We start from the raw sequence: 23,906 nt of genomic DNA on the forward strand, positions 1-23,906 counted from the left end.
TTTTACTGTTATTTGTATCATAAATACTATGTTTTGATTCAGCTTTCTGTGATATTATTGATTGAACTCTTCCGCGATATTCTGTCGCGGGGATTGTGGCGGGAAGCGGCCTTAACCGAGATAAAAAGCTTCAAAAACGAAGGAGTGTAAAATGCAATTGTTTTTGCAAACGAAGAAGGGGTTGGCACTCTTCCTCGGCATGGCGATGATGTTCATGCTGGCAGGATGCGGTGCGGACAGTGCCTTTGACAACAATGTCAAAGGTAGTGGTCTTGAGGTAACGGTTTCGCCTGCCGATGGGGCAACGGACGTTTTCCTCAATACGGACATTACGGGAACGTTTAATAAGGATCTCCAGCAGGCAACGTTGATCGAGGGGACGACGTTTTACCTGCTAGACCCGAATAACAGCATGGTGCCGGGATCGTGGTCATATCTGAACAAGGTATTGCGCTTCAAGCCCGATGCCAATCTGACGGCGAACACCACCTACCGGTTCGTCATTACGAACGGTATCAGAGCGACGGACTACTCCCGCCTGGGCGGCGATGTCGTCACGCAGTTCACGACCGGAACGGGTCTGGGACTCAACGTCACGCTCAATCCGCACCAAGGGGACAGCAACGTCTCACTCAATCCCAATATCACCGCAACGTTTAACGAGCCGGTGGATCTCGCAACGGTTACGAACAACAGTTTCTATCTGCTTGATGGAAACAGCGTGAAAGTACCGGTGACGAAGATCGACCATACCGACGATAACACGACGTTGATTTTGAAACTCGCTTCCAACCTGGCGCCGTTCAGTACTTACACCACCGTTGTGACGACGGCCGTGTCGGCACCGAACGGGCATACGCTCGCTGCCGACGAGACGGCCATGTTCGTGACGGGCAACTGGCTGCGCCTTGCCGTGACGATCATGCCGTCCGACGGTACGACAGGTGTGCCGATCAACACGATGGTGACCGCGACCTTCAACAAACCGATGGATCTGTCGACGCTCAATTCGGGCAATATCTACCTGATGGATGAAAACGGCACCCACGTTCCGGGTACGCTGCATACGGGTACGGATGCGAGCGGCAATACGGTCGTAACCTTTATCCTCGATCCGGGTACGACGCTGGTTCCGAACAGCGATTACACCTTCGTGGTCGAAAACGACGTGACGTCTCTCGACGGCGAACAACTGGGCACGGATGAGACATCGACTTTCACGACGGGTACCCAGACGGAGCTTCAGGTCTACATCGTCCCGACGGACGGCGCGACCGGCGTGCCGGTCAGTGACGACATTGTTGCCTACTTCAACGAGGACGTCAACGAGACGACCCTTGACGCTGCGACCTTCTATCTTGAAAACAGCGGGGGAGGCCTGCTACCGGGCACGATCGGTTATGACAGCGGCAACTATGTCGCCGTCTTCAACCCGGATGCGAACCTGACGGCATACAACACCTACACCTTTACGGTGACAACGGGGGTTGTAGCAGTCAACGGCGATACACTTGCCAGCGACGTGAACTCAACATTCACAACCGGCAATCTGATCCGCGTCATTGATGCGGCCGTCTTCAGTATGGGCACTACCGCCGTGGCTGCCGATACGAACGAATCGGCCCTCAACGGTGTTACAGGCAATCTGCTCGGGACAAATATTTCCCTGGGCGTCGATGGCGTGCTGGGACTGGCTACGGCGACTGTCAACTACGAAGGGCTGGTGGCCGCACTCAGCGGGGAAACCAATGCGACAACGGTGCAGGAGCTCGTGGACAGCAACGTCAGTCTGACGACACTGCTGCAGATTATTTCCGACCAGCTGCCGGCGGGGCCGGGCAAAGATGCTGTGGATCAAATTGCGCAGGCTGTGGCTGACCAGGGCCTTGATCAGCCGGTAGCTATCGGAGATCTACTGCAGTTCCCAGATAGCGTTCTCCCCGGGAGTGTACAAGATCTCCTGGCCATGGAGGGTATTTCGGGGGCAGAGGCGAATACGATCACGCTGTTGAGTTCGGTGAACGCTGCACTGGCGCCGATTACACAAAGTGTGATCGAGATTCCGCTCTCCATTCCGGGACTGACAGACGGCAATAGCACGCTTCGTGCGCAACTGGTGAGTCCGCCGGCGATTGCACTGATGGTTCCGGGGGATACGATCCGCGCTTCCCAGGCAAGAATCCAGCTGAAGCTTGCATTGACCGGTTCGGCGCTTACCGACCTGTTATCGCTGCTTGGTCTCGGCACAAGCGAGATCATCAATATTCCGCTGTACATCGTGCTGGGTGCCGCTGAAGGCAACTTGACGACGCTCTCGGTTGACGATGTCGCGATGGCGGTACAGAACGGGCTTGCCTCAATCTATCTCGGGTCGATTCCGGATGACCAGTTCTTCTCCGATCAGCCGTTGACGGCAGACAGCTTCGCTCCGGTAGACCTTATCAATCTGCTTGGGCTTGCAACCGTGACTGCCAAGGCATATGCTGTCGGTGATACGAACAATACGACGATGCACTTCTTGCCGATCAATATACCGCAGATGGATAGTGCCTTCGCACCGCTGGGCGATACGACAGGCTCATTGCTGGGAACATTGACAAGTAATCTTGAGCTGCAGGTGACACTGCTTGGCATTCCGTTGCTTGATGTCAGCGCGCTCGCAGGGGCGCTGAGCGATCTGTTGGTGAACACGCTTGCACCGGCGCTGTCGCCGATCCTTAATATGCTGAGTGACGCGCTTGGAGCGTATAGCGGTCAGGCCGATGTCACGATGCTCAGCCTGATCGAGCATTACATCGAGCAACCGTAACAGATAGAATAGAGAATGAACACGGGGCATCGCCCCGTGATATGAAGGATGATAATAATGAGAAGATATTCATTGGCAGCGGCGGCACTTTTGCTCACCACTGCGGCGTATGCTGATTTCCCGGCGAAACGCATTGCCTTCCCGGGTTTCTATATCGGAGGTAATGTCGGTTACGCGATCGGGCGGGTGAATGAGACCGATACGGCCGAGGAAGCGTGTAACGGCGATCCGGCCTGTACCGTAATAAACTCCACCATTGACGAGAACGCATTTGGGCTTAAGCTGTTCGGAGGTTACCTCTTCAACGACTACTTTGCCATTGAGGGCGGTTATTTCAACCTCGGCGAGCTTTCGTTCAAACACAACACGAGCACGGGGGAGACCTACAAGGGTACTGCGAAGACACAGGGGTTGAATGCCGATGTGGTCGGGCACCTTCCGATCCTGGAGCAGCTCACCGTTTTCGGACGGCTCGGTGTGATGTATGCCGAAGTCAGCAAAGACTACTCTTACAGCGGCGGCACGCTCTACGTCAACGGCGTCGCGAAAGATATGAGCCCAAGCCAGTGGGGTGCGGGTCTGAAGGTCGGCCTGGGCGTACAGTATGACTTTACGCCCCGCCTCGGCGTTCGCGGTGAATGGGAAGGGTACCACATGGAGGAGGACGCCTCGAACTCCGGTCTCGATATGAGTCTCTGGTCCGTCGGTGTCGTCTACCGCTTCGGTGAAGATCCGAACGCACCTGTCCCGCCGCCGGAGCCGGAAAAAGTCGTCGTGGTCAAAGAGGTCCCGGTACCGGCCGAACCTGTTGTCGTCGAAAAAGTCGTCGAGAAAGAGGTCGTCAAAGAGGTCCCGTCCGAACCGGTCATTATCCGGAAGCCGGTCGAACGCGTCGTCCTGGCGACGGATGCGCTCTTCGACTTCAACAAGGCGACAGTCAAACCGGAAGGTAAAGCCGCGATCAGAGACCTCGTGCTGAAACTGCAAAAAGATGACAAGCTGATCGTGACGGGCCATACGGACAGCATCGGTTCCGAGCTGTACAACCTCAAACTGTCACAGCGCCGTGCCGACGCGGTCAAGAATGAACTCGTCATCAACGGCATCGGCGCCGACCGTATCGAAACGAAGGCCAAAGGGGAGAGCGATCCCGTCGCGACCAATGCGACCGATGAGGGGCGCGCGCAGAACCGCCGCGTTGAAATCGACATCATCGCTGCACCGAAAGAGCCGGGGGAAGAGATCACACCGCCGGCAGATGAAGTTACCCTCCCCGCAGGGGAAACGAAGTAACGACACTTCTACACTCAGTGAAGGAGCTCCCCGGAGCCTCCTTCATCCCTAGAACTCTCCGACCCTTCTAACGACAATACATCATCGCTCTCTATCCAGTTTCTTACAATCAGCATGCTGCGTGATTAGGTATGCCCGCTTCAGACACTGCTGCAAAGCATATTTTCTATATTTGACGATAAAACATGACTTTTTTGCATAAAGTTTTATAAATACAGAATATGTTCTTGATAATTTTTTGATAAACACACATAAAAAAATGAAAAATCGTATTTTTTGATTTATATTAAGTATCATGAAGATATGATTCATTTCGTTAGAAATGAGATGTCAGTGGGATGGAGGGGAAAAGTGTCACCTTCTCTCGCGAGAAGAGGTGAACGCTGTCGGTCAGGCGGTACGGCGTTTTCGATGAATCAAAAGGAGTAATAGGTGAAGACGTCTAAGTATAAGTGGGGGCTGACCGGCATCCTTGGCATGGCAATGGTGTTGATTCTGGCCGGGTGCGGACGCGACAGCGCGTTTGACGACAATGTCAACGGCGGTGAACTGCAGGTGGCGGTTGATCCGTCCGAAGGAGCGGTCAATGTGCCGATCAACAAGCTGATCACGGCGAAATTCAACAAAGAGATGAATGTATCGACCGTGAACGATTCGACTTTCTACCTGCTGGATGAGAACGGTACCAAAGTCTCCTCAACGATCAAATTCTACGGCACGGATACCAAGCTCTTTACCTTGACGTCCAATGCGGATCTGGTGATGGATTCGAATTACACCGTGTATGTCACAAGGGGGGTTAAAGCGAGTGACGGCTACCTCCTTGCGGCGGACAATATTATCCACTTTCGCACGGGCACGCTGAAATATCTGCAGGTCACGGTCCTGCCCAATGACGGCGACACCAACGTCTCCATCGGCGTGCATATCCTGGGGAATTTCAACGAAGCGGTCAATACGGCGACACTGAACAGTACCAACGTCTATCTGCGAGAGAGCAACGGTAGCTTTGTCAACGGGACGATCAATTACAGCGACGTCGGCGATGATCACCTCATGACCTTCACCCCGTCGGTCCCGCTCGATTACAACGCGACGTATACCTTTACGATCAAGCAGCCGGTGACGTCTCTCACCGGACTGCAGCTTGAATATGACAGCGTGAACAGCTTTACGACAGGGCCGATGAAGGTGGTCCAGGCGGCCGTCTTCTCCATGGCGGCGAGCCCGGTAGCGGTTGACACGAATAATTCCGAGGTACTCGGCAGCGTGCTCGGCGGTTTGCTGGGGACGCAGGCGTCGGTAGACCTCCTGGGTTCCGGGGGACTGGCCGGCGTCAGCCTCGGCTTCCCCAAACTGGTCTCGGACCTTGTCGATGTCGTGTCCGCATCAACGGTCGAAGACCTGGTCGACAGCAACGTGACGCTCGACGCGATGCTGAGGGTCATTGCCGATGAGCTGGAAGGGCTTGATGCCGCCGAGGCACATCAGCTCGTGATTGATCTGAGGGAAGAGGTCAACGCCTCCGGTCTCAGCGATACGCCGATCAGCGTGGGCAGTCTGCTCCAGTTCCCGGTCGATACGCTGCCGATGCAGGTGAACGATGTGCTGTCGATGACGGGCCTCTCCGCGGCGCAGCTGAGCGTTCAGTCGCTGTTGGGCGGCATCAACCAGGCGCTTGCGCCGGTACTGAACGCCCCGATAGAGGTACCGCTCTCCCTGCCGCTTCTGACGGATGAAAGCAGCGGCCTGAAACTCCAGGTCATTACACCGCCGGCGATCGCCGTGATGAAAGAAGGGGATACGATCCACTCCGCATCGACCCGTCTGCAGCTTAACCTCAAAGTCGGGGGTATCCTGGGGGATCTTCTCGGTGCATTGAATACGCAGCTGGACGGAGAAGGGGCGGTGAGTGCCGACCTTATCAACCTGCCGCTTTACCTTGAGCTTGGCTCGTCGGAGGCCAACCTGACGGTCCTGAACAACGATGAGATCGCTATGAATGTTCGCAACGGATTGGCCACACTTGTGATCGGTACGATCCCCGAAGACCAGTTCTTCTCGCAGCAGCCGCTTTCGCCTGAGGATGTCGGCAGCGCCGATCTCGTCAATCTCCTGGGGCTGGTGAAGATCACCGTTAAGGCCTATGCATCGGGCGTGGCTGACAGCGGCGGAATCAACTTCCTGCCGGTCGATATGCAGCAGATGCAGAGTGTCTATGCGCCGACAGGTTCGACAACGGGCGCACTGCTCAATACGCTGGTAAGCAATCTGGAACTGACGATTAATCTGCTGGGCATCCCGATCGATGTGAGTGGGCTGCTTGGAAGTCTGCTCGACCCGCTGCTGTCGATTCTGCTGCCGCTGCTGTCACCGCTGCTTGACTCGGTCACAGGACTGCTGGGAGCGAGTATCGGCAAGGCGGACGTGACCATGATGAGTCTGATATACGGGAACTAGAGCGTTCTGAAAAATAGCGGGGTACGCGCCCCGGAACGGAAGGAAAGAAATGAATATGAAACGGATAGCCGCGACGGCGGTGCTTGTCGCGGCGGCGGTGCAGGGGCAGGCGGTCGAACGTATCGCGATGCCCGGGCCCTACCTTGGGGTGAATCTCGGATATGCGACCGGTTCGGTCTCCATCTCCACGACCGAAAAAGAGGTGTGCCAGGGGGACCCGACCTGTTATGTGGCAAATTCGACGGCAGACGAGGAGGTGTTCGGCGTCAAAGCGTTCGGCGGCTACCTCTTCAATCAGTACTTTGCCGTTGAAGGGGGGTATTTCAACCTGGGCGAACTCTCGTTCAAGGATGTCACCAATACCGGAGAGGTCTATAAAGGCAAGCTCTCGGGCCAGGGGATCAACATGGACGGGCTCGCCCACCTCCCGCTCCTCGACGCCCTCACTGTCTTCGCCCGTATCGGGGTGCTGTACGCGGGGATGAGCAAGAACTATACCTATAGCGGCGGTATCCTGCTGGTCAACGGCGCGCCCAAAGACATGCACGTGACCGAATGGGATGTCGGCTACAAGCTCGGCGCCGGCGTGCAGTACGATTTCACACCCGCCCTCGGCGTGCGCGCCGAATGGGAAGGGTATCACCTCGCCGAAGCCGGGTCCAGGTCCGATTACGATGTGAACCTCTACTCCCTGGGCGTCGTCTACCGGTTCGGCATCCCCGAGCCGGAACCCGAAAAGATCGTCGTGGTCAAAGAGGTCCCGGTTCCCGGCGAGGGCACGGTCCTGGAAAAAGAGGTCGTCAAAGAGGTGGAAGTCGTCAAGAAGGTCGAGGTCATCAAAGAGGTACCCAAGCCTGTTATCATCAAAAAGCCGACCGAACGTGTGGTCCTGGCGTCGGATACCCTGTTCGATTTCGACAAGTCTAACGTGAAGGCGGAGGGCGATGCCGCGCTGAAGCAGCTCTCCGGAAGGCTGCAGAAAAATGACCGCCTGGTCGTTGTCGGCCATACGGACAGCGTCGGGACGGAAGTGTACAATATGAAACTCTCGCAGCGGCGGGCCAATGCCGTCAGAAGCCGGCTCATCACCCTCGGCATTTCGCCGAGAATGATCGAAACCCGTGCGATGGGCGAAAGCCAGCCGGTGGCGACGAACGCGACGGACGAGGGGCGTACCGCGAACCGCCGTGTCGAGATCGAGGTCTACGCCGCTCCCAAAAAAGAGCTGTAGGCTTCCCGCCGCTTTTGCGTGCGGCCTTGGCGTGCGAAGGAGGGGTTAGGCGGAGAAGTGGATGAAAAGCTTCGGTTCCGGAGCTTCGAAGGTCATGCCGAGCAGCTCGACTTTTTTCGCATGCAGCATCACCCGCTGGCTGCGGCGTCCGCCGTACTGCTCATCCCCGACAATCGGGTGGCCGAAGGCGCGCAGGTGGACGCGGATCTGGTGGGTCCGGCCGTGGTGGATGATGAGCTTGAGCTTGCTTTTTTTGCCCGATACTTCCATCGGGTAGATCTCCGTGACGGCCGGTTTGCCCTTTTTGGAGATTTTGGAGTGGGCCTTGCCGTGGCGTTTCTCCGTCAGAATCGGCTCATCCATAACGGCCTCTTCGGTCACGACCCCTTCGACCCATGCCACGTACTCTTTATAGACCTCGTCTTTTCTGAAGGCCTCGATCGCCCTCTCGCGGAACGCGTCGTTCTTGACCAGCATCAGCACCCCGCTCGTTTCTCGGTCGAGGCGGTGGAGCAGGCGGGTCCCTTTGAACTGGCGCTCCACTTCATCGGCGTTGAGGAAGGCGGGTTTGTCAACGACGATGAGGTCGTCGTTTTCGAAAATAGGGCGGATACGCTCGACTTTCTGGACTCTGAACTCGGTCTTCAGCGGCAGTTCGCCCCGGGCGATCATAACCTTCTGGTTGCCCACGTAGACAAGCCCGCGGTCGATCAGCTCCTTGGCTTTGGCGTTGGAGATTCCCTCCTGGGCTGCCAGCAGTTTGTAGGCCTTGTCTGAGGGGCCGCTGGAGCGGGTCTGCACGTAGCGGCTCTCTTCGGCCTCCGCGGTTTTGGCTCTTTGCGCTCCCGGCTTTTTGCGGCCGGCGTCTTTTTTGGCGAAGGCCTTGGACTTGATCTTGTTCTTGGCTTCGAGTTTTTTGCTCTGTCCGCGGTAGTCGTTCGGTGATTTTTTCATGAGGCGCTCTCCTTGGTGAGGTAGTCAAAAAAAGGTTGGAGATCGACGCTGCCGTTGATCGATGCGGGACGGAGCCCTTCGGCGTGCAGGAGCGCTTCGGTGAGCGCATCGTTCTCGACGACGGCGATGTTGTCGACATAGCGCATCAGTTCGCGCTGGTTGAAAAAGTGCGTCCCTGTGAGGGTCCGGCAGCCGAAATGGGCCGGTTCCAGGGGGTTGTGGCCTCCGACGTCCGCCTTGAAGGCACCGCCGAGCACGGCGATGTCGCTGATGGCGTAGAGGTTGTTGAGCTCGCCCATGGCGTCGACGAGGACGACGGGATGCTCCCCCAGCGCGTCGATGCCGCCGTCCGTGCTCCACCGGGCGATGCGTTCGCCGTCGCACTGGCCGTGCAGCAGCTCCCAGACGGCGTCAAAACGCTCGGGGTGGCGGGGGACAACCAGCAGGCGGCTGTCGGGGTGTTCGGCGTGGCGGGCGCGAAAAGCCTCGAGGATCATGGCCTCTTCCCCCTCATGGGTACTGGCGGCGACGATCGTTTCGCCTTCGGGCTTGGGGTAGCGCTTCGTGGCGGTGACGCTCTGCGCCAGCTTGATATTGCCGATCACCTCGATATTGGAAGCGCCGAGCTGCTCAAAACGGGCCTTGTCGGCGTCACTCTGGCAGAAGATCTTGTCGACCCGCGCAAAAAGCCGCCGGTAGAACCAGCGCAGCTTCAGATATCTGGGGAAGCTGCGTTCGGAGAGGCGGGCATTGAGCAGCACGACCTCCGCCCCCCTGGCGCGGGCAACGGCAAAGAGAAGGTACCAAAATTCCGCCTCGAGCACGACAAGCGCGCGCTGGGGTTTGACCCAGAAGGGCATGAAGAGCTCATAGGGCAGATAGCGGTGCTCACTGCCGTACCCCTTGGCAACGTCCTGGCCTGTTTGCGTGATGGTACTGATGCGTACCTCCTCCGGCGAAAGGGGAGCCAGCAGCGGCTTCAGGGCGCGGGTCTCGCCGACGGAGCAGGCATGAAACCAGATCCCGCCCGGCGTAAACGGCGGGTTGCCTTTGAGAAAAAAGCGGGCCGGCAGGGATTCGCGGTATTTTGAGCGGAGGCTGAAAAGCAGCAGCAGCGGAATCGCGGCGACGTAGAGCAGAGCGCTGAGCAGGAAATAGATGAGTGAAAACGGCTTCATGACAGTGCCGTGCAAAGGGGGGTGCGAAGCTTACGCTTCGGCAGTTGCTTCCTCTTCGAGGTAGAGGATACGTCCGCAGTGCGGACAGGTTGTGATCTCTTCACCCTTGATGACGTCGGCGTAGACCTTGTCGCTGATGACCATGAAACAGCCCATGCACGCCTGGTTGCGTACCGGTACGGCTGTGGTGTTTTTCGCCCAGCGGCGGATCTTCTGGTAGAAGGAGAGACCCTTCTGGTTCATCTGGGAGACAAGCTCCTGTTTGCGGGCAAAGACCTGCTGGCGCTCGCCGTCGATCTCCGCCAGTTTCGCATCGACCTCCTCTTTGACGCTGCCGAGGTTGGCGTCGAGCTCGTCCATCTGGGCTTTCAGCTCGTTCACGCGCTCGGTCTTGCTCTCGATGATGCGGTCGAGGCGCTCGATCTCTTCGTTGGCGAAGCTGATCTGCTCCTTGGCGATCTCCTCTTCGAGTTGAAGGGACTTCATCTCCTTCTCGGTCTTGATCTCCGCGCTTTTTTTGCGGTTCTCTTCGAGTTTCTGGGAGAGTTCGGCGAGGTGGAGCTCGTTCTTCTTGTGCTTGAGCTGCTCGTCCTTGATCTCGTTTTCGAGGCCTTCGATGTTGCTCTCGAGACCCTCTTTTTTGACAAGGGCCGATTCGTATTTATGGTTGGCTGCCTCGATCTGCGGGTCGAAAGCGTCGATCTCTTTGTCGATCTTGGAAAGGTCGATCAGTTGTTTGAGGTGCTTGTTCACAGAAGATTCCTTTATCCGTGGGAAAGTTTGAAACAGCATTGTTTGCAATGCCGCTACCCGTTGCCGTCGGGGGCTACTACGATCAATAATATGTGAACGGGTTTTTCGATGACGAAATTATAACCGTTAATCCGAAATTTTTCAAATGCGGGGCCAGGACCTCGGGGAAAAAGCGTTCGCTTTCAAAGTGGCCGATGTCGATCATGGAGAGCCCGAGGGCTTTGGCCTCCATGGCGTCGTGGTACTTGATGTCGCCGGTGAGCAGGCAGTCGGCGTTGAGGCCTCGCATCAGGGAAGCGCCGGAACCTGTCACCAGGGCGACGCGCTTCAGGCGCTCGTGGCACCGGACGGTTTTGAGCTGCGCCAGTCCGAAGCGTTCGGCGACGTCGCGGGCGAAGGTCTCGAAATCGCTATCGACGTCGAAGCAGGCGACGAACCCCTCCTGGTCGATCGCACTCTCTCCCAGGACCTCCTGCGCGACCCAGCGGTTGAGATGGGTCTGGTCGAAGTTGGTGTGCATGGCGATATTGGCGATGTTCTTTTTGACCATCGTCTGCAGCAGCTTTGCCGGGTACTGCGTGAAATCGAGGGCGTCGAGCCCGCCGAAGATCAGTGGATGGTGGGTGATGAGGAGGGCCCCCTCTTCAAGCTCCTCCAGTAGCGCCTCGTCGACGTCGATGCTCAGCACGATCGTCGTGATCTCCTGCGCCGGGTCGCCGACGATGAGGCCGGAGTTGTCCCACTTCTCCTGCAGCTCGAAGGGGGAGAGGGCGTCGAGGGCGTCGTAAATGGCTCCCAGCTTCATGCGCGGTATCTCCTTTTTTTATGTTTGTTGCGGATAAAGAGGCCGCGCGTATTGGTGAGGGGGTCTTCGTCTTTGAAGTCGAATGCCTCCGTGGCGCGGATCAGTTCGCCGAGCTTTTTGAAACCGTAGCTTCGGGGGTCGAAGTCGGGGAGCTTGTTGGCGACGAGCTGCCCAACCATCCCGAGGTTGGCCCACCCGGAGTCGTCGGCGGCATCGTCGACGGCGTCGCGCAGGAGCTCCAGGAGCTTTTTCTCCTTCGTCACGTCGACGCTCTCTTTTGCGATAACGTCCCTGCGCAGGTTCTCGGTATAGATGAACTTGTCGCAGGCGCTGAGGAAGGGCTTGGGCGTTTTGCGTTCGCCGAAGCCGTAGACGCTGACGCCGCTCTCGCGGATGCGGCTGGCCAGGCGGGTGAAGTCGCTGTCGCTGGAGACGATGCAGAAGCCTTCGAAATTCCCCGTATAGAGCAGGTCCATCGCGTCGATGATCATGGCGCTGTCGGTCGCGTTCTTGCCCGTTGTGTAGCCGAACTGCTGGATGGGCTGGATGCCGTGCTCGAGCAGGTGGGGTTTCCACCCCTTGAGCTGCGTTGAAGTCCAGTCCCCGTAGATGCGTTTGACGCTGGCGATGCCGTATTGGGCGATCTCGTCGAGGAGCCCTTCGATAATGGAGGGCTGGGAGTTGTCCGCGTCGATGAGGACGGCGAGGCGCTGCTGGTTCACTTCAAGCGCTCCAGGGCTTCGGCCGCCTCGGGGTAGCCCGGACGCAGTTCCAGCGCTTTTTCAAACATCATGCGCGCCCCTTCCATGTCCCCTTTTTCAATGAGAAGCCGTCCGTAGTTGTAGTAGGTCTCTTCGAAAGCGTCATCGATGTCGACGGCGCTTTTGTAGTGCTCCTGCGCCTCATCCAGCCGCCCCAATTTCCGCAGCACGCCCGCGACGGCATTGTGGGTCAGGTCGTCGCCCGGGTCCAGCGTGAGGGAGCGGTTGTATTTCTGCAGGGCCTCCTCGTGGGCCCCCTCTTTAAAGAGGATAAAGCCGAGCTTGTTGAGGACCTCCGGACTGTCCGGATCCTGTTTTTCGGCCCGCTCCAGGTAGACCCGCGCTTCGGCGAGATTGCCGTCGCCGTAGGCGCTGTCGGCCTTGTCGATGAGGGTATCGATCTCCTGGGTGCCCGGATAGGCGGGGCGCTCCGGTTCGGACGGGGGCGGTGCGTCGCTGTGGGAGGGGAGTTTCGTCTCCCCGTCACCGAGAGATTGGACAAATTTGAAGATCTGCCAGGCGAAAAAGGCGGAAGCGGCGAAGAGGATAATCTGGAAGAGGGTCAAGCAGTAGCCTTTTTGAATACTATTTTAACATAATGATACCCGCCTGTCGCCCCGTCGTGCCGCCTTCGGCCCGGTAGGAGAAAAAGCGGTCGGTGCGGCAGGCGGTACAGCTGCCGGGAAGGTCGATATGCCCGGCCGTAAGGCCCGCGGCTTCGAGCTGCTTTACGACAATGGCGTTGACGTCCAGGTAGGTGCGGCCGTCCCGGAGGGAGAGGGCCCCTTCGCAGCCGGCCGCCTGGACCTCTTGAGCGACCTCCGGCCCGATTTCGTAGCAGCAGCTCCCGATCGAGGGCCCCAGCACCGCCAGCAGGTCGGCGGGGTCGCTGCCGTAGGCATCGTGCATCGCGGCCACGGTTTTGCCGACGATGTTTTTGAGCGCCCCGGCACGGCCGGCATGCACGGCGGCGACGGCGCGGCGGCGCGGATCGTAAAGGAGCACGGGGGTACAGTCGGCGACCATGACCATCAGCGGCTGGCCCAAGAGGTCGGTCATCAGCGCGTCGCACTCCGGCCGGCTATGAAAGCCCATCTCCGGGGTGCAGCGGACAATGCGGTCCGAGTGGATCTGGCGCATATGGACGAGACGTTCAGGGGCATACCCGAGCCGTTGGGCCAGCAGGGCGTGGTTGGCATCGACGACGGCGGCGTCGTCCCCGACGTGGTAGGCGAGGTTGAACGACGCATAAGGCGCGGCGCTCTCTCCCCCGGCGCGGTCGCTAAAACCGTGGGAGAGGCCTTCAGCTTCGGCGAGGAGTTTTGATGTGATCACTCTATGACCCCCGTCCCCGCGGCATTGGCACAGTGGAAAATCCGGGTGTGGTGGCGTCTTGCGTAGTAAGTCATCAGCAGCCGCTGCAGCGTCGGTTCGATCGAGGGGGTGAACCAGGCGTTGTTGCTGATGGCGATCATATAGTTCGGGTCCCCCGTAAAGAGCGCTTCCGTGGTCGCTTCGTAGCAGACGGCGTTGCGGAAGAGGGTCCCGCCGATCAGGAAATCGGTGGGGTGGTCGGCGGCGAGGTAGTCGGAGGCGCCGTCGAAGACGACTTCGTTGACCCATCCGCCCATCCATTTGGGCAGGGGGATGTATTCGCCGAAAGGAACGAGGACCATCTTCTTGGCGACCTGCATCTGCCCCTTATGGAAGAAGTACGTGACGTTGTAGTTGTTGCCGTCCTCAAAGAGCAGGGCCCCTGTCACAATCGCGATTTTTTCCGAACGCGCTTTGAGTTCGTCGATCAGCTCCGGGGCCTTGTTGAGAAAAAGGGGGAAGACCGATTCGGGGAGGATAATGAGGTCATACCCCTCGGCAGCGGCGTCGTCGATGCGCGCAAAGTTGCCGAGGATGGTCGGCACCTGGTGCGCTTTCTCCCATTTGAGCTCCTGGGGAACGGCGGTGGCGGCGAGCTTGATTTTCAGCGGCGGGGGAGGAGGCGGCGTATAGGCCGGCGCGTAGGCGAAGGCGACAAACAGCAGCGCACCGAACCGCAGCGGCGACCGGAAGGCGGCCACGGCGGCGAGGGCAAAGAGGATGAGGGCGAACTGCCATTTTTCGACGCCGAGATAGCTGTGCAGGAGCGGCAGCTCCGGGACCATCCAGTTGAAGCCCATCGGGGCGACGAAGGTGAGCCCGAAGAGCAGAAGGGCACGTATTAACGGTTGTTCACTTAGGGCGAGGACGCCGAAATAGAGGAGGTAGACGAGCCCGAAAAGCAGGGTCATCAGCGGCATCGCCCAGGGCATGCCGTAGTAGCGGAAGCTGAAGCCGATCCAGTAGAACCAGAAGAGGCCGATCAGGAAGCCCGCCTGCAGCACGGTGCGGCGGGGGGCGGCGAGCAGCCCGTAATAAGAAAAGAGGGCCAGGAGGGTCTCAACAGCGGTGATGTGGGGCAGGGCAAAATAGTCGACGTAGATAAAGGCCGAGAACGCAAAGGCGATCGCAAAGGCGACGGTCAGCGATGTCAAAAAAGGCATCTGCCTCCGGGTCGTTCTGAAAAGAGTGCTTTGTCCGGCGTCAAATAACATGCGTCAGGCCCTTCCGTAAAGTGCTAGCATGCTTTTCAGCCCATCCCAGGGGGCTTCTTCGAACTGCTGCGGCGTCACGCGCCAGTGCCAGTTCCCCTCACTCGTACCCGGGGTGTTCATGCGCGCATCCGAGCCCAGCCCCAGCAGATCCTGCAGCGGCAGCACTGCGAGGTTGGCCGTACTGGCGAGCGCGGTACGGTTGAGGCTTTCGTGAAACGCCTCCCAGGGGCAGTGGAGGTAGCGCATGGTATGGGCGCGCTCGGCCTCTTCCGGCGGCGCGGCATAGAACCAGCCGTTGGTTGTGTCGTTGTCGTGGGTGCCGGTGTAGACGACGCAGTTTTGGATGTGGTTGTGGGGCAGGTAAGGGTTGCCGGCGTCGCTGCCGAAGGCGAACTGCAGGATCTTCATCCCCGGCAGTCCGTAGTCGTCGCGCAGCGCTTCCACTTCGGGGGTGATGATGCCGAGGTCCTCGGCGATGATGGGCAGGTTGCGGCCGAGGGCGCTGCGGAACGCGTCGAAGAGCCTGCCCCCCGGTCCGGCGATCCATTCGCCGTTGATCGCCGTCTCCTCGTCGGCAGGGATGGACCAGTAGGATTCGAACCCGCGGAAATGGTCGATGCGGACCCAGTCGAAAAGCTCCAGCGACCCCTTCAGTCGGGCGATCCACCACTCATACCCCTCCTGCTCCAGCCGCTCCCACTCAAAGAGCGGGTTGCCCCAGCGCTGGCCGGTGGCGCTGAAGTAGTCCGGCGGGACCCCGGCTACCGCCGTGGGCTGCAGGGCGTCGTCGAGCTGAAAGTACTCGGGGTGGGCCCAGACGTCCGCGCTGTTCATGGCGACGTAGATGGGCAGGTCGCCGATGATCCTGACCCCTTTCGCGTTTGCGTAGGAGCGCAGCGCTTCCCACTGTTCATAAAAGCAGAACTGCACAAAACGGTGGAAGCCTGTTTCGTCCTTGAGAACGCTGGCGTAGTAGGCCAGGGTCTCCGGCTCGCGCAGGCGGATGTTCTCCGGCCAGTCGTTCCAGACCCGTTCGTTGAAATAGGTTTTCAGCGCCATGAAAAGCGCGTAGTCGTCCAGCCAGGCGGCATGATCGGCACAGAAGGCGTCGAATGCCTTCGTCGGGCGGAAGCGGGCGTGGGCTTTTTCCAGCATCGCCGTATGGCGCGCAATGACCGTATCGAAATCGACGGCAGAACCCTCTGGCGAGCGGGGAGGGCGTTCGTCCGGGCCCAGGAAGCCCGCGTCGACAAGGAGGTCGGGGTCGATCAGCAGGGCGTTGCCGGCGAAGGCGGAGTAGCATTGGTAGGGAGAATGCCCGAAGCCCGTCGGGCCCAGCGGCAGGATCTGCCAGTAGCCCACTCCCACAGTGCCGAGCCGGTCGACCCAGCGGCGGGCGATACTGCCGAGGGTGCCGATGCCGTAGGGGCCGGGCAGGGAGGTGGGGTGGAGCAGGAGTCCGGCGGCGCGCGGCATCATCGGGCGGGTCCTTGTCATTGGGATAAGCGGATTATAGCCAATTGCACGATGTTGTTGTTGATCTGTTTCCGGGCACGATGATGAAACGGCGAGCGATACCGCCGGCGGCGGTACCGTTACCGCTCTTTGAGTTCTTTGACGACGAGCGTGCCGTCGGGCAGAATGCGGTAGGAGACAGAAAAAATTTCTTTTCCCCGTTTACGCGCATCCTCTTCAAGTTGGGCATAGAGAAGTTTTTCATAGATGTACGCATCGCGTTTTTTATCGAGGAGGTCTATCAACCCTATGCCCTTATTGTCCCTGACATGGATATCGGCGCCTTTGCGCAAAAGCGTATTCACATAGTCGATGTTTTTGTTCAGAACGGCATAGTAGAGCGGTGTGCGTCCCAGTTCATCTTTGGCGTTGAGGTCCAGGCGGGTATCCACCAGTCGGGAGAACGGCACGAAATACTCTGTCGGGTTTTTAACGAGCTCGAAAAGTTCGGCGGTGTATTGCGGCTCAAGCTGCTGCCGTTCCGCCCATGTCACCGTGAGGAGGTTGATTTTTTTGTCCTCTTTGGCCGGCGGGGACGCAAAATACATGATCAAAGGTGTCGAAAAACCAATAGCGAGGATGGTCAGAGCAGCATAGAGTTTGATCCGTCTGTAGAGATGGAGCAGGCGCATCATGTATTCGAACGGTTTGCCGAGAGAGAGATGGGACAACGGCGAGGGGGCCGGGATGTCGGAGCGCGCATCCCACAGGGGCACCTCCAGAAAGTCGCTGATTCGCTGCCCCTGCTTCGTCACCGTTTTGGCGTCGTTGTGGTCAATCACGGCGGCGCGGTTCCCGTCGGCGAAGACCAGATTCAGTTCGTGCTTATAGAAGGATTTGCTGTCATGGTCTCCCGGTATGAACCGCTTGAGCAGCTGGACCGCATGGACGTTTTTCAAAGAGTGGTACCCGTTGATGGCATGCGGATTGATCACCTTCGTAGGCTCCTCTTTCCCCCGCCAGAATGCACTGATGGCTTTGTCGATGACGATCCGCTTCCTGCCGCTGAAATAGAAAAAAACGGCCAGTCCGGAGAAGGAGAATGAAAAGAGCAGGAAAAGCAGCGGGTCCGTTTTGGTACCCAAAACACCGGAGAAGCCCAGAAAAAGAGAACCGGCGGCTCCAACGGAAAACAGGAGTGTGAGCAGAAGCGACTGAAAACTTCTCCGAAACTCCATCCGGTCTTCACTGACACGGACGAGGCGGTGGGTCTTGAAACCGTATCCGCTGTTGCCCAGAGGCTGCCAGGTGGTTTTCAAGACGATGGGATCGTCCGTTCCGAGGTATTCCGGCAGCGCGCTCGGGCGAATGGGAACGGTTCTTTGCCCGTCGTCGGCAGCGTCAATCCGTATATCCTCATTAAAATGTAGCAAAGCGGCTCCTGCTGTGATAACTACTAGTCAATAACGGCATCATTCTAACAGCAAGTCAATAAAAATGTTAATCATAAATAGGAAGGAAGTGTCGGAAAGAGGTGCATTTACCAGGGAGGGGATGTTTTGCGAGAGAGAGGTGTGGGAATATGCAGGGAGAGGGATTGCTCCCGCAAAGCATACTAACTTCGTTTTTACGGATGCTTAAGTATAATGGCACGAATTTTGGGGCACGACCCCGCACATGTAAGGATACACCCAATGGAAATCATCGGACAGTTACTGCCCTTTATCTTTTTGATCGCGATCATGTACTTCATCATCATCCGCCCGCAGCAGCAGCAGGCGAAGAAGCACAAAGAGATGGTCGAGAACCTGAAAAAAGGGGACAAGATCGTCACTTCCGGCGGCCTGATCGCCGAAGTCAAGAAGGTGGAAGAGACATTCTTTACCGTGACACTGGCCGATAACGTGACCGTCAAACTGACCAAAGACGCCGTCGCGCGCAAATACGAAGACGAAGCGTAACCCGTCTATGCGTATGGGTCCCCGGCGTTTTGCCCGGGAACCGCGTTACCGGTGTGTGCCAGAACGGGACTGACCCTGGTGTACTCACGCGTCCGGTAGCTTTTTGAGAGGATGTAAATGAAACTGAACTTTAGAGTAATCGTCTTCGCCGCAGCGATCCTTTTCGGGGTGGTCTTCTCCATCCCGTCCCTGCTGCAGACGGACAAAGGTACAAAGATCACCCTCGGGCTCGACCTGCAGGGCGGTCTGCATATGCTGCTCGGCGTCAAGACCGAAGAGGCGGTGAGCTCCCGTCTCAAGGCGATCGCCTCCGGGATCAACCACTTCAGCGAGCGCGAAGAGGTACTGATCGACGGCCTCACCGCCGACGATGAATCGGTCCGTTTCACGCTGCTTGACAGCGACGACGCGCCGGCGATGGATAAGATGCTCGCCGGAATCGAGGGGGGCAAAGTCGTCCACGACGGGGAGAGCTATCATGTCTCCCTGACGCCCGAAGCGGTGCTGAAGACACAGAAGCAGGCGGTCGACCAGGCGATCGAGACGATCCGTAACCGTCTCGACCAGTTCGGCCTTGCCGAGCCGACGGTCGCGCGCCAGGGCGTCGACAACATCCTCGTCGAACTGCCGGGAATCAAGAGCGCCGAAGAGGAGCAGCGCGCACGCGAGCTGATCTCCCGCGCCGCGAAGCTCGAGCTGATGGCCGTGGACGAAGAGCGCAAGATGCGCGCCTATACGATGACGCCTGCGGAGGCGGCACGCTTCGGCGACGTCGTCCTGCCCGACGCGGAACGGGCCGGCGGCAAGTACCTCGTCCGCGAGATCCCCATTCTCGACGGTTCCATGCTCACAGACGCCCAGGTGGCGTTCAACCAGAACAATCAGCCCGTTATCAACTTCTCGCTCAACTCCGAAGGCGCGCAGATCTTCGGTGACTTCACCGGCAAGAACGTCGGCAACCACCTGGCTATCGTTCTTGACGGCCAGGTCTACTCGGCGCCGGTCATCAACGAGCGCATCGGGGGCGGCCACGGCCAGATCAGCGGGAACTACACGGTCGAGCAGGCCCAGGACCTCGCGATCGCACTGCGCTCCGGTGCCCTTCTCGCTCCGATCTTCATGCTGGAGAAACGCTCCGTCGGCCCGAGCCTCGGTGCCGACAGCATCCAGGCGAGCCTGATCGCGCTGATCGGCGGTTTCGCCCTCGTCTTCGTCTTTATGATCGTCTATTACAAGATGGCCGGGATTATCGCGAATATCGCGCTGGTGGCGAACCTCTTCCTCATCATCGCGGTGATGGCGATGTTCGGCGCGACGCTGACCCTGCCGGGGATGGCGGGTATCGTCCTGACCGTCGGTATGGCGGTCGACGCCAACGTCATCATCTCCGAACGGATCCGCGAGCTGCTCTACCAGGGCGTCTCCATCCACAAGGCGATCGAAGAGGGGTACGCCAACGCGATGCGCGCCATCCTCGACGCGAACATCACGACCCTGATCGCGGCCATCGTCCTCTATGTCTACGGCACGGGGGCCATCAAGGGCTTTGCGATCACGATCAGCATCGGTATCCTTGCTTCCATGCTGACGGCGATCCTCGGCACCCACGGCATCTACGAGATGCTTGAAACGCGCATTGCCAAGAGCAAGAACGTCAGCCTCTGGTTCGGCGTCAGTAAAAAGAAGGCGGCTGCATAATGGAATTTTTCAGACAGACGAAAACCATCAACTTTATGGGCAAGTCGAAGATCGCCATCGCGATCTCTATCGTACTGGTCCTTATCTCCTGGGGGATTTTGGCCGCCAAGGGACTCAACTACGGCATTGACTTCGCCGGCGGTACGATCGTCCAGGTCAAGTACGAAGGTGCCGCGCCGATTGACACGATTCGCGATACGCTGGGTACCAACCCGCTTTACGAAGGGGCGCAGATCACCGAGTTCGGTTCGCCCGAAGAGATCATCATTCGCCTCAAGACCTCCAGCAAAGACGTCCAGTCCGATATGGGTGACGTTACCCGTGAAGCCCTCAAGGGCACGGGCAGCTTCGAAGTCCGCCGGGTCGACATCGTCGGGCCGAAGGTAGGGGGCGAACTGCGCGAAAAGGGCGTCATGGCGATGCTGCTGGCGATCCTGGGGATCCTGGTTTATGTCGCTGTCAGGTTTGAATGGCGCTTCGCCGTCGCCTCCATCGCGGCCCTGATCCACGACGTCTCCATCGCGCTGGGGGCGATCTCGCTCTTTGCGATCGACGTCAACCTCGACGTCCTGGCGGCGCTGCTGACCCTGTTGGGCTACTCGCTCAACGACACGATCATCGTCTTCGACCGTATCCGTGAAGGGGTGACGGCATCGAAGAGCATCGAACTCGCCGACGTCATCAACGAGTCGGTCACGAAGACCCTGTCGCGTACGACGCTGACGTCATTGACGACCTTCTTCGTCGTCCTGACGCTCTTCATGTTCGGCGGGGAGATCATCCACGCCTTCGCCTTTACACTGCTGGTGGGCATCATCGTGGGGACCTACTCCTCCATCTTTGTCGCCTCGCCGATTCTGATGTGGTTCGGCTTCAATGTCGCCAACTACCGTACGAAACTGGCCGATGCGGCCAAGCGCCGCGCTGAAAAAGAGAAGATGCGCGCCATGTACGAACAGGGGACCGTTTAATTAGGAACGGCATCTGGAACAAAACAAGGGAACCGCTCGCGAAGCGATGTTTCCTCGAAAAATGCTTTCGGCATTTTCGTAGACCAGGGTTAATGGTAAAATTAGCCCAAAAAGGAGCTATCTATGGATTGGGGTAAAGTAATCTACGTCTTTTTTACGTTGATGAGTCTGACATCGACGGCGGGTTTCCTCTATGAGCACGGTCCCGTCTCCCTCTTCGTCGCGGCGAGCCTGAACCTCGTATCGACGATCCTCAAGATCGGGGTGCGCAACCTCCTCTCGGCCGAACTGCTCGCCAGTTCGCTCGTGGCGGACCTGCACCTGATCCCGGCGTTCATCTACCTCGTCGTCGTCGGCAACATGGACATCGCGGTCGCCCTGACCATCGGCGCTCTGATTGCCAACGTCTTCTCCATGGGCCTCGTTTATATCGAAAGCTCCAAAACGAGAGAAGAGTACTAACAGTAGGCGCCACGGCGCCGATTTCCGAAATACAGTGAGGCGGATCGCAGCCCGTCTCAAGGAGTTATCTTGCAATACAACCCGTCCGATATCGAAACCAAGTGGCAGGCGTTCTGGGACGCAGAGCGCAGTTTTGAGCCCGCAGATGATCTTACGAAACCGAAAAAGTATGTCCTCAGCATGTTCCCCTACCCGTCGGGGCGCATCCACATGGGGCACGTGCGTAACTACACCATCGGTGACGCTTTCGCGCGCTACTACCGCCAGCAGGGCCTGAACGTCCTGCATCCCATCGGATGGGACAGTTTCGGGATGCCGGCGGAGAACGCCGCGATCAAGCACGGGGTACACCCGAAGAAGTGGACCTACGAGAACATCGACTACATGCGCAAAGAGCTCGCCACCCTGGGGCTCTCCTTCTCCAAAGAGCGCGAGTTCGCCACCTCCGACCCGCTCTATACGAAATTCGAGCAGGGCTTCATCATCGACCTTTTCGAGAAGGGGCTGCTCTACCGCAAGAAGGCCTTTCTGAACTGGTGTCCGCACGACCTCACCGTTCTGGCCAACGAGCAGGTCGTCGACGGCTGCTGCTGGCGCTGTGACACCCCCATCGTCAAAAAAGAGATGCACCAGTACTACCTGCGCATTACGGACTACGCCGACGAGCTGATCGACGACCTCGAACAGCTGGAGAAGGGGTGGCCGAAGCAGGTCCTCTCCATGCAGGAGAACTGGATCGGCCGCAGCAGCGGGCTCGAGTTTACCCTGCACCTCGAGGAACACTCCAAGAAGCGCCTGCGCGACGCGTTCGACGGCTTCGAGGTCTATACGACGCGCCCCGATACGATCTACGGCGTCAGCTATACGGCCCTGGCGCCGGAGCACGAACTGGTCACCTACATGATCGACAATGGCCTGCTCTCCACGGAGACGGCCGCCGAGATCAACGCGATGAAGAACAGCAGCTCCATCGACCGCCAGAAAGAGAAGCACGGCGTCGCCCTCGGTATCAATGTCGTGCACCCGCTCACCGGCAAGCCGGTACCGGTCTGGGTCGCGAACTTCGTCCTGATGGATTACGGCTCCGGCGCGGTCATGGCCGTCCCGGCCCACGACGAGCGCGACTACGACTTTGCGACGAAGTACGATCTGCCGATCACCCCGGTCATCGCCCACCCCGAAGCGGGTGTCGTTGAAGGCAAGGCGATGACGGAACCGGGCATGCTCTTCAACTCCGGCGAATTCAGCGAGATGATGAGCGACGCGGCGAAAGAGGCGATTATCGCCCACTTCGAAAGCGAGGGGATCGGCAAGCGCGTGACGAACTACCGTCTCAAGGACTGGGGCATCAGCCGCCAGCGCTACTGGGGCGCCCCGATCCCGCTTATCCACTGCCCGACCTGCGGGATCGTCCCGGAGAAAAAAGAGAACCTGCCGGTTGAACTCCCCGACGACGTCGAGATCACCGGCGAGGGGAACCCGCTGGAGCACCACCCCACATGGAAGCACTGCAGCTGTCCCAAGTGCGGCGGCGCGGCCGAGCGCGAAACCGATACGATGGACACCTTCATCCAGTCGTCGTGGTACTTCCTGCGCTACACGGCGGGACGCGACACCTGGGAGAAGGCGGCCTTCGACAAGGAGGAGCTCGCCTACTGGATGAACGTCGACCACTACATCGGCGGGATCGAGCATGCCATCCTGCACCTGCTCTACAGCCGCTTCTTTACCAAGGCGCTGCGCGACCTCGGCTACGTCGATGTCAAGGAGCCCTTCGAGCGGCTGCTCACCCAGGGGATGGTCCTCAAAGACGGCGCGAAGATGAGCAAGTCCAAAGGCAACACCGTCGACCCGGATGCCCTTATCGAGAAGTACGGCGCCGACACGGCCCGGCTCTTTATCCTCTTCGCCGCGCCGCCGACCCAGGAGCTGGAGTGGAACGACAGCGCCGTCGAGGGGGCCTACCGCTTCCTGCGCCGTTTCTATGACCGCAGCGAAAAAGCTGCTGTGACGGAGACCCTGCCAGAGATCGACCACGCTTCCCTCTCCAAAGAGGAGAAAGCCGCGCGCAAGAAGGTGTACGAGGCACTGGCCCGCGCCAACGACGTCTTCGGCGAGCGCTACACTTTCAACACGATGATCGCCGGGGTCATGGAGGCGATGAACGCCCTCAATGAACAGGAGAACGAAGCGGTCTGGACGGAAGCGTACTGGGTCCTCACCTCCCTGATGGAACCCATCGTCCCGCACGTCTGCTGGGAGATAAGCGACCGCCTCTTCGGCCGCAAGAACCTCGGCGAGCAGACGGTGAAAGAGGAGGTCTTCGCCCTCGATACGATCACCCTGGGCGTCTCCGTCAACGGCAAGAACCGCGGCCAGATCGACGTCGCGCCGTCCGCTTCCAAAGAAGAGATGATCGAAGCCGCCAAGGCGGTCATCCCGCAGTGGCTTGAGGGCAAAACGGTCGTCAAAGAGATCGTCGTGCCGAACAAGCTCGTCAATATCGTCGTCAAGTAAGGAAAAGAAC

General features: G+C 58.7%; 19 protein-coding genes. 9 read left to right on the top strand and 10 right to left on the bottom strand.

Going from position 1 to position 23,906, the window contains the following annotated elements; genetic code table 11:
• The first annotated feature begins 151 nt into the window (after nucleotides 1-151).
• From WCY31_RS02435 to WCY31_RS02450, 4 genes are all read left to right on the top strand, one after another.
• Nucleotides 152-2,809 (top strand): Ig-like domain-containing protein, encoded by a 2,658-nt coding sequence (locus tag WCY31_RS02435; protein WP_345972986.1) that lies wholly within the window; start codon nucleotides 152-154, stop codon nucleotides 2,807-2,809.
• Nucleotides 2,810-2,866: 57 nt separating this feature from the next.
• Nucleotides 2,867-4,102, top strand: a complete 1,236-nt coding sequence (locus tag WCY31_RS02440) for an OmpA family protein (protein WP_345972987.1) — start codon at nucleotides 2,867-2,869, stop codon at nucleotides 4,100-4,102.
• Between the two features lie 432 nt (nucleotides 4,103-4,534).
• Complete coding sequence (locus tag WCY31_RS02445) at nucleotides 4,535-6,562, top strand: Ig-like domain-containing protein (protein WP_345972988.1); 2,028 nt, start codon at nucleotides 4,535-4,537, stop codon at nucleotides 6,560-6,562.
• A gap of 55 nt (nucleotides 6,563-6,617) precedes the next feature.
• On the top strand, nucleotides 6,618-7,793 hold the full coding sequence (locus WCY31_RS02450; protein ID WP_345972989.1) for an OmpA family protein: 1,176 nt from the start codon (nucleotides 6,618-6,620) through the stop codon (nucleotides 7,791-7,793).
• A gap of 45 nt (nucleotides 7,794-7,838) precedes the next feature.
• Here the strand turns inward: WCY31_RS02450 and WCY31_RS02455 are convergent, their stop codons facing one another.
• From WCY31_RS02455 to WCY31_RS02500, 10 genes are all read right to left on the bottom strand, one after another.
• The gene (locus WCY31_RS02455) at nucleotides 7,839-8,747 is read right to left on the bottom strand and encodes an RNA pseudouridine synthase (RefSeq protein WP_345972990.1); all 909 of its coding nucleotides are present in this window, start codon (nucleotides 8,745-8,747) and stop codon (nucleotides 7,839-7,841) included.
• Nucleotides 8,744-9,925 (bottom strand): lipid IV(A) 3-deoxy-D-manno-octulosonic acid transferase, encoded by a 1,182-nt coding sequence (waaA, locus tag WCY31_RS02460; RefSeq protein WP_345972991.1) that lies wholly within the window; start codon nucleotides 9,923-9,925, stop codon nucleotides 8,744-8,746. The genes WCY31_RS02455 and waaA overlap by 4 nt, the downstream gene beginning before the upstream one ends.
• Nucleotides 9,926-9,955: 30 nt before the next feature.
• Nucleotides 9,956-10,678 (bottom strand): zinc ribbon domain-containing protein, encoded by a 723-nt coding sequence (locus WCY31_RS02465; protein ID WP_231020238.1) that lies wholly within the window; start codon nucleotides 10,676-10,678, stop codon nucleotides 9,956-9,958.
• A gap of 82 nt (nucleotides 10,679-10,760) precedes the next feature.
• On the bottom strand, nucleotides 10,761-11,483 hold the full coding sequence (locus WCY31_RS02470) for a Nif3-like dinuclear metal center hexameric protein (RefSeq protein WP_345972992.1): 723 nt from the start codon (nucleotides 11,481-11,483) through the stop codon (nucleotides 10,761-10,763).
• Nucleotides 11,480-12,205, bottom strand: a complete 726-nt coding sequence (locus WCY31_RS02475) for an NYN domain-containing protein (protein ID WP_345970690.1) — start codon at nucleotides 12,203-12,205, stop codon at nucleotides 11,480-11,482. The genes WCY31_RS02470 and WCY31_RS02475 overlap by 4 nt, the downstream gene beginning before the upstream one ends.
• Nucleotides 12,202-12,810, bottom strand: coding sequence for a tetratricopeptide repeat protein (locus WCY31_RS02480; RefSeq protein WP_345972993.1), 609 nt, complete (start codon nucleotides 12,808-12,810; stop codon nucleotides 12,202-12,204). The genes WCY31_RS02475 and WCY31_RS02480 overlap by 4 nt, the downstream gene beginning before the upstream one ends.
• A 19-nt stretch (nucleotides 12,811-12,829) precedes the next feature.
• Nucleotides 12,830-13,579, bottom strand: a complete 750-nt coding sequence (gene pgeF, locus WCY31_RS02485; RefSeq protein ID WP_345972994.1) for a peptidoglycan editing factor PgeF — start codon at nucleotides 13,577-13,579, stop codon at nucleotides 12,830-12,832.
• Entirely contained in the window at nucleotides 13,576-14,781 is a 1,206-nt protein-coding gene (locus tag WCY31_RS02490; protein WP_345972995.1) for an apolipoprotein N-acyltransferase, read from the bottom strand. Before WCY31_RS02490 ends, pgeF begins: the two co-directional genes overlap by 4 nt.
• Nucleotides 14,782-14,835: 54 nt before the next feature.
• Nucleotides 14,836-16,329 carry a 4-alpha-glucanotransferase gene (gene malQ, locus WCY31_RS02495; protein ID WP_345972996.1) on the bottom strand — a complete coding sequence of 498 codons (1,494 nt, stop codon included), beginning with the start codon at nucleotides 16,327-16,329 and terminating at the stop codon, nucleotides 14,836-14,838.
• Nucleotides 16,330-16,427: 98 nt separating this feature from the next.
• The gene (locus WCY31_RS02500; RefSeq protein ID WP_345972997.1) at nucleotides 16,428-17,720 is read right to left on the bottom strand and encodes an ankyrin repeat domain-containing protein; all 1,293 of its coding nucleotides are present in this window, start codon (nucleotides 17,718-17,720) and stop codon (nucleotides 16,428-16,430) included.
• A gap of 261 nt (nucleotides 17,721-17,981) precedes the next feature.
• On the opposite strand from WCY31_RS02500, the gene yajC reads away from it, so the two are divergent.
• The 5 genes from yajC to leuS all read left to right on the top strand — a co-directional run bounded on the left by yajC (nucleotide 17,982) and on the right by leuS (nucleotide 23,896).
• A complete protein-coding gene (yajC, locus tag WCY31_RS02505; RefSeq protein WP_231020245.1) occupies nucleotides 17,982-18,248 on the top strand; it encodes a preprotein translocase subunit YajC in 267 nt (88 codons plus the stop codon).
• 117 nt (nucleotides 18,249-18,365) lie between these two features.
• A complete protein-coding gene (gene secD, locus WCY31_RS02510) occupies nucleotides 18,366-19,946 on the top strand; it encodes a protein translocase subunit SecD (protein ID WP_345972998.1) in 1,581 nt (526 codons plus the stop codon).
• Nucleotides 19,946-20,917 (top strand): protein translocase subunit SecF, encoded by a 972-nt coding sequence (gene secF, locus WCY31_RS02515; RefSeq protein ID WP_345972999.1) that lies wholly within the window; start codon nucleotides 19,946-19,948, stop codon nucleotides 20,915-20,917. The genes secD and secF overlap by 1 nt, the downstream gene beginning before the upstream one ends.
• 123 nt (nucleotides 20,918-21,040) lie before the next feature.
• On the top strand, nucleotides 21,041-21,379 hold the full coding sequence (locus WCY31_RS02520; RefSeq protein WP_231020248.1) for a DUF6394 family protein: 339 nt from the start codon (nucleotides 21,041-21,043) through the stop codon (nucleotides 21,377-21,379).
• Between the two features lie 69 nt (nucleotides 21,380-21,448).
• Complete coding sequence (leuS, locus tag WCY31_RS02525; RefSeq protein ID WP_345973000.1) at nucleotides 21,449-23,896, top strand: leucine--tRNA ligase; 2,448 nt, start codon at nucleotides 21,449-21,451, stop codon at nucleotides 23,894-23,896.
• The last annotated feature ends 10 nt before the right edge of the window (nucleotides 23,897-23,906 follow it).

Origin of the sequence: Sulfurimonas sp. HSL3-1 (assembly GCF_039645995.1) — a bacterium.
Lineage (GTDB): Bacteria > Campylobacterota > Campylobacteria > Campylobacterales > Sulfurimonadaceae > Thiomicrolovo > Thiomicrolovo diazotrophicus.